The 15,813-nt window shown below is 42.9% G+C and carries 1 protein-coding gene; it reads left to right on the top strand.

The features are described from left to right. Positions 1–48: 48 nt before the first annotated feature. Positions 49–15,798 carry a non-ribosomal peptide synthetase gene (locus EGM68_RS05190; protein ID WP_129548765.1) on the top strand — a complete coding sequence of 5,250 codons (15,750 nt, stop codon included), beginning with the start codon at positions 49–51 and terminating at the stop codon, positions 15,796–15,798. The last annotated feature ends 15 nt before the right edge of the window (positions 15,799–15,813 follow it).

A 15,813-nucleotide genomic window follows, 5' to 3' on the forward strand; every position in this document is an offset into this window, starting at 1 on the left:
ATTTATTAACTGGAAGCTAATAAATCTTACGATATACGGGGGAATAGCATGTATACAAATAGGTTCAAAACACTGCTTGATGTTATTACAGAACGGGGAAAGTGTGATCATAAATTTATTACTTTTATTGAATCGGATCAAAATGAAACAACACTTACTTATAAAGATTTATATTGGGAAGCTCTAGCATTTCTGGGGAATCTTCAGGATGCAGGAGTTAAGCAGGGACAAGAAATTGTATTTCAAATAGAAAATAATCGCCATTTTGTAAAAGCGTTTTGGGCTTGCATTCTTGGTGGCATGATTCCGGTACCTGTCAGCATCGGTAACAATGATGAGCATAGAATGAAACTTTTTAAAATTTGGGATGTTCTTAACGATCCTTTTTTACTCATCGAGCCCAAAATATTAAAAGACCTTGAGAAATATACATTGAAAAGCAACCAAGATGACCTATTCGAAAACATTCGCCATCGTCATCAATTACTTCTTCAAGACCATGAACAACCCAAGCAATCCTTTGCAAAGATACACACCCCCCAATTGGAGGATATAGCATTTATTCAGTTCTCCTCCGGTTCCACAGGTGATCCTAAGGGAGTCATCCTTACACATCATAATCTCATTCATAACACAAGTGGAATTATAAATAGGACAGTCGTCACAGAGCAAGATTCGTTCTTGCAGTGGATGCCTCTAACCCATGATATGGGTTTAATTTACAATCATATTACCCCATTAGTTGCTGGAGTGAATCAGTACATTATGCCGACTTCGTTATTCATTCGTCAGCCAGTACTTTGGATAAAAAAAGCTAGTGAACATCAAGTAAGCATTATTTCATCGCCAAACTTCGGATATAAGTATTTCATGCAATTTTTCAAACCTGAAAAAGTGAAGAACTGGAACCTGTCCAAGATCCGTGCCATCATCAATGGTGCTGAACCTATCTCTCCTGAATTGTGTGACACCTTTCTTGATAAATTAGCTCCTTTTGGATTAAAAAGAACGAGCATGCGAACATCATATGGTTTAGCAGAAGCATCGGTTGCAGTTGCTATCCCGCCCATCAATACTGAATATATAACCGTTTATGTTGATCGTAAGCACTTAAACATTGGAGAGTCCGTCTTGGAGGTAGACAAGACTTTTCATAATGCTCTGCCATTTGTTGTGGTCGGTCAGTCGTTAGATTATTGTGAAATCAGAATATGCGATGACGAGGATGCAGAAGTCGCGGATCGCGTTATTGGGCACATACAAATCAAAGGTGAAAATGTTACAAAAGGATACTATAACAACGAAGATTCGACATCCAAACTTTTGACGTTAGATGGATGGGTGAGAACTGGCGATCTGGGGTTCTTCCGTGAAGGTCAATTAGTCGTCACAGGGAGAGCAAAGGATATCATATTTGTAAATGGACAGAACGTTTACCCTCATGACATCGAGCGTATCGCTGAGGAAGTAGAAGGAGTCGAACTTAATCGTGTGGCGGCGTGTGGAGTTCGTGTAAATGGGATGGAATCAGAGGAAATTGTGGTATTTGTCGTATCCAAAAAGACGATAGAAAAATTTTCTCCAATTGCATCTCAATTAAAAAAACATTTGTATCGTCATGGAGGATGGGCGGTTCACGATATTATACCTATTAAGCAAATGCCCAAAACGACCAGTGGGAAGTTACAGAGGTATAAGCTTGCGGCTCAGTATGAAGCGGGACATTATCAGGAGACTTCGATAGTTTTAAAAGGGATCATGGAGCAAGAAAACAAAAATCAAAAATTGCCTACACTTTCGTTTGAGATCGAAAAAGTACTTCACGATATTTGCTGCGAGGTATTACTTAGGGAAGAGGTTGATACGAGAGATAGCTATTTTGATTTAGGAGCCAATTCCCTACAACTGGTTCAGATTACAGACAAAATTGAAAATCAGCTGGGGATTAAGCTTGCAGTTACCGATTTGTTTGATCACCCCTCAATAGCTCACTTGGCAGAATTTTTGGCGAGCCCTGCCGATTCTGAACAACAGCATATTCCTACAGATGATACGGATCACAATCATAGCAAGGACGTGGCTATTATTGGGCTTTCTTTGGACTTACCTGGTTCTTCATCTGTGTCACAGTATTGGGATCATATTGTTCAGGGCGATGACTGTATCGGGAACTTAAGCTCTCAACGTAAGCAAGACGCCATCGATTATTTATCAGTTGTGGATCAAAGGAAGGGAGAAGAAGAGTTTATAGAAGGTGGCTTCCTAGAAGAAATTGACAAATTTGATTATGCGTTCTTCAAGCTGAGTCCTGTGGAAGCAAGCTATATGGACCCAAATCAGAGATTATTCCTTCAGACCGCATGGCATGCACTTGAGGATGGGGGCTATGCAGGGGATCGGATTCATGGACAAAAGGTAGGAGTTTACGTCGGATTCTCAAAAGTGGGCTACGATTATGAGCGGATGCTCTCTAAAGGAGAACCGGACAAATTTCACCAGTATATTGTTGGGAATTTACCGTCAGTGCTGGCAAGTCGAATTTCTTACTTTCTTAATTTGAAAGGTCCAGCAGTAACAGTGGATACGGCGTGCTCCTCTTCACTTGTCGCGATTCATATGGCTTGTAAGGCGTTAGCGACGGGGGATTGCAAGATGGCGATCGCTGGAGGAATCCGAACGATGCTATTGCCAGTGAAGCTGGGACTAGATATGGAATCGCCAAATTACAGAGCTCGTACCTTTGATGCAGAGGCGGATGGAACAGGTGTGGGAGAAGGGGTTGCAGCGGTTCTGTTGAAGTCTCTCAATCAAGCATTGCAAGACGGAGATCGTATTTATGCTGTGATTAAAGGAAGTGCGGTGAATCAGGATGGTACAACGGTAGGTATTACTGCACCTAGTCCTTCCGCACAGGCAGAAGTGGTAGAGGCCGCTTGGAATGATGCGGCTATTCACCCGGAAACTCTATCATTTATCGAAGCTCATGGAACGGGAACTAAACTGGGGGACCCTATTGAGATCGCGGGATTGACACAAGCCTTTGAAAAATATACGGATAAAAAACAATTTTGTGCAATCGGTTCTGTCAAACCCAATATTGGTCACTTATTTGAAGCAGCAGGAATATCCAGTCTTATTAAAGCAGTTCTGATGCTGCAAACGAGGAAGAATCCTCCGTTGGTTCATTTTAAGAGGCCTAGTTCCCGTATTAATTTTGAATTGTCGCCGTTTTATTTGACGACAGAAGTAGCGGATTTAAGTTCAAATGATGCCCCACTTCGCTGCGGAGTAAGTTCTTTTGGTTTCAGTGGAACAAATGCTCATGTTGTTATGGAAGAGTTTATAGAAACGCGAACAGATGATGATTCTGTAAACACGCCGGATGGCGTTCATCTTTTTACGGTTTCTGCAAAAAATGAGCGAAGCCTGCATCATTTGGTTGAGGAATATGTGGACTATTTACGCCAAAATCCAGCGGTTTCCTTGGAGCAGATGTGCTATACCACACATATCGGTAGAGCTCATATGGAACATAAATTAGCAGTTATTACTTCCAGTCCAGAGGATTTATTACACAAGTTGAAGCGATGGACTTCCGGGAACAAACAAGAAAATGCACCTGATATGTATATAGGTTCTCATAAACAGAGCGTTGATCATAAACGGGAAAAAGATGATACGGTAGGTCGATTGATTACAGCCATTAGAGCAAGTGCACATACAGATGTTCACGCTCTACGCCAATTGGGTGAACTGTACGTCAAAGGTATGGCTATTCCGTGGCAAGCGCTTTATGCGGATGATATCAAAATAATCCAGTCGCTGCCTTTGTACCCTTTTGAACGAAATCGTTGTTGGTTTACTCCAAAAGTAGTGCAGATAAGTAACGTAGGCAGGGAGGAGAAAAGTATGGAGTCCGCGTATCCAAAAGAACTGCAAGCCACAGATCAGCTAGACTACACAGCGAAGATTTCCAAAGTATTAAAAGATGTAATCAGTAAAGTTTCCGGTTTTACGGTGGAACAACTGGATGAGCAGATGCATTTTCTCGAAATGGGCTTGGATTCAATTATGCTAGTTCAAGTTCAAAAAGAAATTAGAGAACAATTTAATGTGGATGTTCCCATGAACCACTTCTTTGAAAGTGTTACAAACCTGGATCGTCTAACAACGTTTATTTCAGATTTGACATATACCACCCAATCGGTAGCGGCTGCTGATGCTCTAAGTACGGTCGATGATCGGACAGAAGTCAATCCAGAAAATACGGTTGCTGCAAAGTCTTCGTCCGAGTTTGGTGGCCTGGAAAAGTTACTCTCTCAACAAATTGAATTACTGAACAACCAACAGCTTGGACTTACTCAAGTGTTGACCAAACAACTAGAGATGCTTAGTGGCGGTCAAGGGGGAACTATTCAGGCTGCACCGTTAACAACAAACAAAGACACAGCCAGTGTTCAGCCTACAACTCTGCATGCTGTGGCAACTGACGTGCCTATCACTTCTACAATTAAAGTGAATACAACTACTGAATCCAAACCCTTTGTACCCTATCAACCTCTACTGATCGGTGAGGAAAGTGGATACAGTGCGCGGCAAAATGATTTCTTACAGCGTTTTATTAAACGATATACTCAACGAACCCTCGGGTCCAAGAAATACACACAGGAAAGTCGATTGGTTCATGCTAATAATCGTCATGTGTCTGGGTTCCGATCCTATTGGAAAGAAATCGTATATCCTATCATTTCAGAGAGCGCTTCGGGTTCAAGGATATGGGATGTAGATGGGAATGAGTACATTGATCTAACTATGGGCTTCGGGGTTCATTTACTGGGTCATAACCCAGCTTGGCTAACCGATACTTTGCGGAGCAATGTGCACGACCGTACGCCTTCGATCGGCCCTATGTCAAATACAGCAGGTGAGGTTGCTGCCTTGATTAGCGAGCTGACAGGTGTGGAGCGGGTTGCCTTTTATAATTCGGGGTCAGAAGCTGTTATGGTCGCTTTACGTTTGGCTAGAGCGGCTACAGGACGCTCCAAAATAGTGCTGTTTGCTGGTTCTTACCATGGAACGTTCGATGGTGTACTGGCTGTGTCCGATCCGAACTCAAGCGGGGGAGAGGCGTTACCCATGGCACCGGGAATTCCTTCGAGCATGATGGAGGATGTTATTGTACTCCCTTATAATCACCCGGATTCTATAAAAGCTATCAAACATTATGCACATGAACTTGCTGCCGTATTGGTGGAGCCTGTACAGAGTCGCAGACCGGATTTGCAACCAAAGGAGTTCTTGAAGCAAATTCGCGAGATCACAGCAAATTCGGGAACGGCACTTATTTTTGATGAAGTAATTACAGGATTTAGAATTCATCCAGGAGGTGCTCAGGCCTGGTTTGGAATTAAAGCTGATCTAGTTACTTACGGAAAAGTGGCGGGTGGAGGTATGCCTGTTGGCATTGTCGCCGGAAGCCCAGAGTTTATGGACACTGTAGATGGAGGTGTGTGGTCGTTCGGAGACGACTCCTATCCGGAAAATACGAATATTAAAACATTCGTAGGCGGTACTTTCTGCACATATCCGCTGACCATGCACACGGCTCTAGCGACTTTGAAATATTTGAAGTCTGAAGGGCCGAATCTTCAGGAACAACTGAACCGAAGAACCAACGAATGGGTAGCAGAGCTGAATACTTATTTTAAACAAAATAGTGTACCTATCCACATGGTGAACTATGGCTCACTATTCCGGTTTGTTTCGTTTGGCGACATTGAGCTCTTTTTCCATCTGCTGATTGACAAGGGAATTTACATTTGGGAAGGTCGCAATTGCTTTTTATCGACTGCTCATACAGATGGAGACCTTCAACTAATTACACAGGCTGTAAAGGAAAGCGTGGAGGAATTGAGAAAAGGGGGATTCTTACCTGACAATACGCCATCACCGGATGGAAATGGAAACCGAAAAAATAATGTGGTTCCCATCGAATCCTCATCGTTCCCTTTAACAAAGGAGCAGCAGCAAATTTGGTTTGCTACGCAATCCAGAAGTGATTCATCCACTGCATTCAATGAAATAGCAGCCTTGCGGATGCAGGGTCAACTGCAGCTTGATACTGTAAAACGTTCAGTTCAAGCAATTGTGAACCGGCATGATTCGCTACGGACGGTTATTGACCTCGATGGCGAAGAACAGCATGTTCTTGACAACGTGAATGTGGTCATCTCACTGAGTGATTTCTCAGGATCTCCTCTATCAGAGCACGAAGAAAAGGTCAAGCAATGGTTTGAGGAAGAGGGAAAAAGGGCGTTTGATTTGACGTCCAAAGATCCGCTGTTCCGAACTCACATTTTACGTTTACAACCGGAAGAACATATTGTGGTGTTCACATTTCATCATATTGTTGCTGATGGTTGGTCGATGGCAGTGTTTATCCGTGAATGGGAGCAAGCCTACACTTCTTTCTGCAAAGGTGAAAATATAGTCACGTTGCCTGTACCGCCAAAATTCAGAGAATTTCAGGCTTGGCAACAGTTGGAGCTAGAACATGCAGGAGTGAGTGAGGCAGTTTCTTACTGGGCACGGACATTGGATTCCGTCCCTGTCGCCATGGACATTCCGTCTGAGGACGGTGGCATGAAGAAACCATCGTATAGAGGAAGAAGAATAAATATTCGGGCAGACAGTACGCTGGCGAGAAAGTTGAAAAAGCTTAGCATTAAAGCGGGTAACAGCCTGTTTGTTACACTGCTGAGTGCATATAAGGTGTTTCTGCACCGCTTAACTGGAAACACAACGATAGTAGTAGGTATTCCTACCTCTGGACAGTCTAGAATGGAACAAATTAATTTGATCGGTAACTGTGTTAACATGCTGCCGATTGTGAGCCATATTGCCAGTAAAGATTCTTTATTTAAGTATATGGCACAAGTTAAGCAAGTCATGCAGGAGGTCGAACCGCTTCAAAGCTACTCTTTTGCTGATCTGATTGAGCGTATTGAGAACATACGGATACCTGAGATGAATGTCATCTTCAATATGGATCGACCAATGCAGAATTTCCATTTTCATGGACTGGACGTCGAATTGATACAGACGCCGATCCTGTACTCCAAATATGACATGTTTCTCAATGTGATGGAGGTCGAGGGAGAGCTTTGGTTTGATTTTGATATTAAAGCCAGCTTGGCCGCACCGGAAACAATGCAGATTTGGGCAGAGTATTTTTTACACATCCTAAATACGATTGCTGATGGGCAGGAACGGGATTTTGTAGATATCTCCCTCTTAAATCAGGATGAACTGAAATATGGGGTTAAAAACTACAGGGACTATGTGGAACTCGAATCCAGCGGCATCACGGACAACGATTCACCAAGAGCCATCTATTTACTGGATCATTATCTGCAACCTGCGCCTGTGGGGACGATCGGGGAACTGCATGTAGTACAGGAAAACGAATCTCCTTCCGAAAATTCAGTGTATTTACCGACAGGAATCCTGGCTTTGCGAACCGCAAACGGTGAATTGCGACTGTTGGGACCTGTTCAGAAGCGAGCCTATATAAAAGGACATGCCATATATACTGAACAGCTTGAACGATTTATTACCTCTATTCCACAAATTAGCGAGTGCCAAGTGATAGTTCAGAGTACAGAGGACAGAGCAGACACCCATCTGGTTGCATATGTTACGAGTCTTAATGATGGAATAGAGGAAATCCTACGCAAGCAATTGCGAAATCATTTGCAAGACCAATGGGTACCTCAACAGATCATTCAGCTTGAAAACATGCCCTTAAATTCACAGGGATATGTAGATTTGTCGCAACTTTCTACTATGAAACAAGCTGTTAGCAAAGAACCTGTTGAGGCAGTTAGTAGCACGGAGAGAAAAGTAGAGGAAATTTGGGGAACGGTGCTGGGATTGAATCGTATTAGATCTGATGACAATTTCTTTGATCTAGGAGGAGATTCGTTGAAGGCGACTCTCTTGCTTGCCCGAGTTCATCAAGAGTTTGGCAAACGAATCCCCTTGAATGTACTTTTTCATTCACCGACAGTTTCGGCCTTGACCAAGGTGATCGAAGGAGCCAAACAAGGTACAGACGTTTCTATTAAAAAGCTCGAAGAATGTACGCATTATGCAGTATCTGATGCCCAAAGACGTATGTTTGTCTTGCAGGATATGGGGATAGGTACAGCTTACAATATTACGGGCCAGGTGCGTATTGATGGGGATCTAGACATCCCCCGTCTTCAGAAGGCTTGCCTGGATTTGATTCGGCGTCATGAATCATTTCGTACTTCTTTTAATATCGTGGATGGCGAAATTGTACAAGTCATTCATGATGAGCCGGCTTTTGAAATCAAAGTCACAGAAATATTGGAGAAAGATGCAGACGAGATGAGTCGATTGTTTGTCCGTCCGTTTGACTTGCGCCAATGGCCACTCTTCAGAGCAGAATTGTTTCGCTTTGAAGCTAATAAACATATGTTGGTCATGGATATGCATCACAGTATTGCAGATGGGCTTTCGTTATCCATTTTCCTTAATGAACTCGTACAGCTGTATCGGAGTGAAATGTTAGCTCCGATCCAAATTCAATATAAAGATTTTGTTGCATGGCAAAAGGAACAATATACCAGCAACCGTTTGTTTGAACAGGAACATTATTGGAAAAATGTTTTGAACGGAGAATTACCTGTACTGGCAATGCCTACGGACTTCCCTAGACCATTACATCAAAGCTACGAAGGGGCTGTATTGTCGTATAACATCACTTCAGCAATGACAGAGGAATTAAAGAAACTTGCCAAAAATACGGGGACTACGGCCTTTATGATCCTGCTTGCGGCTTACAATATACTGCTCGCAAAGTATACGGGTCAGGAAGATATTATTGTAGGAACAGCGGTGGCAGGACGCCAGCATCCGGACACGGAAACGATGATAGGAATGTTTGTTAACACGTTAGCTTTGCGGAACCGTCCGTCTCCTCAGCGGAGTTTTCATTCGTTTTTGCAAGAGGTCAAGGAAACGACTCTGCGAGCTATGGATTATCAAGACTATCCTTTTGAAGCATTGATTGAGAGACTGGATATCCGCCGTGACCAAGGACGCAATCCTTTGTTTGATACGATGTTTGTCATGCAGAATTTTGAAATGAGTTCTCTTGAAGCCAATGGAGTAAAATTTCATCCAAGTGAATTCAATCCAGGGATTTCCCAGTTCGATTTGGTACTAAGTGCTGACGAATGGCAGGAGGGTCTAGCCTTACGCTTCAATTATTGTACCCAATTGTTCCGATCAGAAACGATTGATCGCCTTGCTAGCCTCTATATACAAATATTACGCTCCATTTTAGAACAACCTTGGAGCGAGATTGGGAAGTTGGAATGGTTACCTGAGGAAGAGAAGTTGCAGCTAATACACGGCTTTAACACTTTTGATCTGCCCTCTTCATCGATAGTGGAGAAACAAGAAACGTTGCACTTGCAATTCGAAGAGCAAGCTCTCAAAAGTCCGGATCATGTAGCTGTAGTTCATCAGGGACATGTGATTACTTATAAAGAGCTGAACGAGAAATCAAATCAGCTGGCGAGGGCATTAATGAAGCGGGGAGTAGGGGCAGAAACTGTAGTCGGCTTAATGGCGGGCCGTTCATTAGATTTGGCCGTTGGTATGTTGGCTATTTTAAAAGCCGGTGGCGCCTATCTTCCAATCGACAGTTCTTATCCAGAAGAACGAATTCACTTTATGCTTGAGGATAGCGGGGCTGCTCTCCTGTTGTTGAATGACTCATCTAATTACAATGCTACTACTTATGAAGGTTTAGTCCTAAATATGGACGATGATGAGTGGTATAAAACAGAAAGCAAGTTGTCTTCAAAGTGGGAATCGGATTCAAGTCATTTGGCATATGTGATCTATACATCGGGCTCAACGGGTACTCCTAAAGGAGTTTGTATTGAGCATCGAGCGATATTAAATACGTTATCTTGGAGAATAAATGAATATGCACTAGAAGCAGCAGACCGTATCCTGCCAATGCTGTCTAGCTCATTTGATGCTTTTGTGGGTGCCTTTTTTACTCCGCTGCTGTCTGGAAGTACGGTAGTGCTGCCTACGAATGAGGAACTGAGTGAATTATCGGCTCTGAAGACCTTAATTTTATCAAATCATATTACACATCTCGTGTGCACTCCTTCTATGTACATGTCTATTATAGAGGGTCTGACTCCAGATGAAGCCAAGTCTCTCAAGGTTGTAACGTTAGGCGGTGAGAAAGCAACGAAACGGTTGATAGAAGCCAGCCAAGCCAAACATCCTGGCATTCAATTGTTCAATGAGTATGGTCCAACAGAAAATAGTGTAGTTACAACGATGTTACGAGATATGAGGCCTGAAGAAGTGGGGTGTATTGGAAAGCCGATTCCTAATACGGGCGTTCTCATTCTGGATCAATACTTGCAGTTGCGGCCAATAGGGCTTTCAGGAGAATTATGCGTTTGGGGTAAAGGAATTGCGCGAGAATATCGTAATCGTCCTGAGCTTACGGCGCAGAAATTTATCCCACACCCTTATTTGGACAATATGAAGCTCTACAGAACAGGAGATTTAGCGAGATGGTTACCTGACGGAACGCTAGAGTATCTTGGCCGCGCAGATCAACAAGTTAAAATCAGGGGCTACCGGATTGAGCCAGGTGAAATTGAAAGCACATTGTTGGCTCATAGAGCGGTAAAAGAGGCAGCAGTAGTGATTAAAGGAACAGATGACAATCCGTATTTATGCGCTTATGCCGTTTTGCGGGAATCGGTTACAGTAGATGTTTTGAAAGACTATCTGTCGTCAAGCCTGCCTCATTATATGGTACCAGCCCATGTATTCTTGTTGGATGCGATGCCGCTGACAGCAAACGGCAAAGTTAGTAAAAGTGCATTACCTGAACCAGGGGAGCATTCTAGCAAAGAATTACAGCACGTTGGGCCCAATAATGAAACGGAGCAGCTATTGATCGAAATGTGGCAGGATCTGCTGGAGATTTCTCCGATTGGTATACACGATCATTTTTTTGAAATAGGTGGGCACTCGATGAAAGCGACCCTGTTGACTGCGAAAATCAACGAGGTCTTTCATATCGAAATTTCAACTCAAGATATATTTGGGGCACCAACAATCGAAGCGCTCTCCAAGAAGATTCTTGCTGCCAAACCCACAGATTACCAACGAATTGAGGCAGTGACTGAGGGAGCTTATTATGAGGTTTCTCCAGCACAATCCAGATTGTTGGCCGTGCTACCGCTAGATGAGACGGGTGTGGCTTACAACATGTCGGCAGCATTGATGATCGAAGGTCATGTAGATCGAAGAAGAGTGGAGCGTACCTTTGAACAATTATTAGCCCGGCATGAAGCATTTCGGACCTCGTTCGGATACGTGGATGATAGAGCGGTGCAATTTGTACAACCAGAGGTAAGCTTTGAACTTGGCTTTGCCCGGGCTGCTGGTGATATTACGCCAAAGGGCATAGATACATTGATCCATAATTTCATCCGTCCTTTTGATGTTGGTAAAGCCCCACTATTTCGGGCAGAGCTTCTTCAAATGAATCGTGATAAATTTATGCTTCTTATTGATATGCACCATTTGATAGCTGACGGTACTTCTATCGACACTATTATTAACGAATGGAACAAGCTGTACAAGGGAGAAGAACTTCCCGCTTTACCGCTTCAATACAAAGATTACTCTGCTTGGCTCAGATCGAATACAGAAATTCATGCAAAGCAAGAACAGTATTGGCTTGATCAATATAAAGGAGAACTTCCCGTACTAGATCTTCCTACAGACTATCAGCGGCCACAATTGCAGAGTTTTGTTGGAGATATGGTGAAAGTCGAACTGTCCGAAAAGCTTATAGAACAGTTGAATCTCACGTGTATTCAAACAGATAGCACACTCTTTATGCTTCTATTTGCTGCCTATAATGTGCTGCTGGGGAAATATGCGGGACAGGAAGATATCGTAATCGGCATTCCAACATCTGGACGAACGCATGCAGATACCAATGGGATCGTAGGGTTATTCGTCAATACCCTGGCTATTCGAAACCATCCGGCTAGTCATAAGAGCTTCAAAACCTTTTTGAACGAAGTAAAAGAAAACACGCTGCAAGCTCTGCAAAATCAATCGTATTCATTTGCCGAACTGGTTGATAAGCTGTCCATCAAGAGAGACCTGAGTCGAAATCCGTTGTTTGACACGATGTTCTCCTTTATGAATACGGATGCACAGCAGTGGCAAGCCGATAACCTTAATTTTGAGCTATATCCGTTCAAAACGGGTATTTCCAAATTCGATCTTGTACTGAATGCCGAACAAAAGGCTGGGAGAGTTCATCTGGAATTTGAGTACAGTACAAAACTGTATAAAAAAGAAACAATTGAGCTTCTCGTCGAGCATTACCTGAATGTATTGGAGGAAGTAGTCCAAAACGCTGATATGGCATTGACTGATATTAATCTTCTAAGCGCAACAGAAGCGGCTGCTATGGAGGAACGGTATAACAGCACTCATACAGCTTATCCACAGCCAAGACCCATACATCATTATATTGAGGAGCAGGCTGATAGAAGACCGGATGCTAAAGCTGTTATCTATCAAGATCAGGTGCTGACCTACAAGGAGTTAAATGATCAGGCGAACGCGATAGCAAGCAATTTGTTGGCTAGAGGAATTGGACTTGGAAGTTATGTGCCTATACTCATGGAACGGAGCTTGGAACTGGTAGTATCCATACTGGCTGTTATGAAAACAGGTGCTGCTTTTTCGCCTCTTGATACAGAGTGGCCTATTGACCGCTTACAGAGCGCCCTGGAGGATTTGGGAAGTTCTACCCTATTGGTCAATCCAAGTACACCTATCAGTTCAGAAATAAAGGCTGAAGAGTATCTAGTTATAGACTGCTCTGTAGTCGAAAAGAGGAGTAACGCTATCAGTAACCCGGCAGTAGATGTAGATATGGAATCACCAATCTATGTAATCTTTACTTCGGGTTCAACTGGCAAACCAAAAGGGGTTATTGCTGCCCATAAAGGAATCACCAATCGTTTTCTATGGATGAACGACTATTTTGGAACATCGGCTGCACAAAGTGTTCTCCAGACGACTCATCATGTATACGACAGCGCGGTATGGCAATTGTTTTGGCCATTAATGAACGGCGGAACGACCGTGTTGCCGGAAACAGGCATGACCGTGGATGCTACGTACATGACGAATATCATTGAACAGGAGCGTATTTCTTTTACAGACTTCGTTCCATCCGTATTTAATGCTATTGTCAACCAGTTGGACCAAAATTCAACTCGAACCAAGCAATTGGATTCTCTTCAACAAGTTATTCTTGGTGGTGAAGAAATTACGCCATCGACGGTTCATACGTTTTTAACCATTTTTCCTCATGTTCAAATCACGAACCTGTATGGTCCAACGGAGGCAAGTATAGGCTGTGTTGCTTATCGAGTGACAGGAGATGAAGACAGAATTCCTATCGGAAAGCCAATTGCCAATACCAAGATTTATATATTGGACCCTGGACTAAAAAGGGTTCCCGTAGGAATCACAGGAGAAATGTATATTGCAGGTACACCACTTGGGATTGGATATTTGAATGATCCGACTAAAACGAAGGCTAGCTTTATAGATAATCCTTATTCAATGCCTGGCTATGAAAAGCTCTATAAAACAGGAGATTTAGCTAAATACTTGCCTGACGGTAACATTGCTTTCCTGGGTAGATCCGATTTTCAGGTCAAAATTCGCGGCTATAGGATTGAGCTTAGTGAAATTGAATATCATCTTTTAGGCATAGCTGATATTCAGGAAACTGTCGTAATGGTCAAAGAGAATAAGGGAAGTTCTTATTTATGCGCGTATGTGGTTTCAGCTAATCGATTAGATACGGATCATATCAAAATGCAGTTGGCTAAGGAGCTTCCTGATTACATGATACCTTCGGTGTATGTTCCGCTTGACGTGATCCCCATTACACCTGGCGGAAAGATTAACCGTAAAGCATTACCTGAACCTGACTGGAGCGGTGCCTTAGAAGTGGAGTATGTGGAACCAACAGGTGAGACTGAAGTATTGCTGGCCCAAATATGGGAGGAAGTGCTTGCCGTAACAGGCGTGAGTGCAACTCACAACTTCTTTGATTTGGGCGGAGACTCTATTAAGGGTCTGCAAATCGTCTCGCGTTTGAACACACATGGCTACAAGCTAAGCATTAAAGAATTATTTTTGTACCCTCAGATTAGACAATTGAGCCCATTCGTTAAGGTAATCCGTCGGAAAATTAGTCAGGAAGCTATTGAGGGGGAGCTGCCTTTAACGCCAATACAGCAGCGATTCTTCCATCTACAGAAGATAAGTCCTCAGCATTTTAATCAGTCCGTCATGCTATTTTCTGAAGACGGTTTTGATGAGCAAGGGATTGTGGCTGCATTTGACTGCATCATTAAACAGCATGATGCCTTAAGAATGACATTCTGTCAGAGAGAAGATCGCGTCGTTCAATACAATGAAGGGCTAAACAATCAACCACTATCCTTGATGATAAAATCACTGCCTGAAAGTCTACCAGCAGAAGCATGGATTGAGCAAGAAGCAACGGCTATTCAAAGTAGCTTCAATCTCACAACCGGCCCTTTAATGAAGCTGGGATTATTCCGGACTGCTGAGGGAGATCACCTGCTCATTGCAGTTCATCACCTGGTAGTTGACGGGGTTTCGTGGAGAATTATTTTACAAGATTTTACGTCCCTTTATCAGCAATATCAGCAGGGGGCAGCACTACTCTTGCCAGACAAAACAGATTCGTACCGCTCTTGGGCACAAGAAATAAGCCAATATGCAACAAGCGAGGAGCTGGCACAAGAACTGGAATACTGGACACAGCTGGAGCAAACTGAGTCTGGAACGTTACCTAAAGATAGTTCCTATGAAACCAATATGTTGCGTGATAGCGAAAATGTAAGTGTCTCACTTGATAATGAGAACACTAGTAAATTATTAAGACAGGTGCACCAGGCCTACAATACTGAAATTAATGACATTTTGCTCACTGCTCTTGGATTAAGTATCAAAGAATGGACTCAGCAGTCTCGTGTGTTGATCTATCTTGAAGGGCATGGGCGAGAAGAAGTGTTTCAGGAAATGAACATTTCCAGAACCGTTGGTTGGTTCACAACAATGTATCCATTTTTACTGGAAGTGGACAATGCGCATGATCTTTCATATCAGATTAAGAACATCAAAGATAGCCTTAGAAGGATACCGAACAAGGGCTTTGGGTATGGGGTATTAAACTATGCTCAAGTGAATGAGTCTGGTGTGACTGCCTTTCAAGTCGCTCCTGAAATTGCCTTTAATTATATGGGGCGTTTTGATACGGAACTAGATACAGATGTATTTACACTTTCTAAATTTTCCTCAGGAGAAGAGGCTAGTCCCTTTACGGAAAGATCCGTAGCGTTAGATGTCAACTGCATTATTAATGAGAATGAACAGTTAATTATTACATGCAACTATAACAAGCAAGAATACCAGCAACAAACCATTGAACGAATATTGTTTTTATTCCAAAAACATTTGACGAATCTAATCGACCATTGCTGCAGCAAACAAGTAACGGAACAAAGTCCAACTGATTTTCTCTATGACAAATTGTCAATCGATGAGTTTCAGAACCTGTCCCAACTTTTAAGTAACAAACTAAACTTGTAGCAAAGTGGTGAGCCG

The sequence above is a fragment of the Paenibacillus sp. M-152 genome, from assembly GCF_003856555.1.
GTDB lineage: Bacteria > Bacillota > Bacilli > Paenibacillales > Paenibacillaceae > Paenibacillus > Paenibacillus polymyxa_C.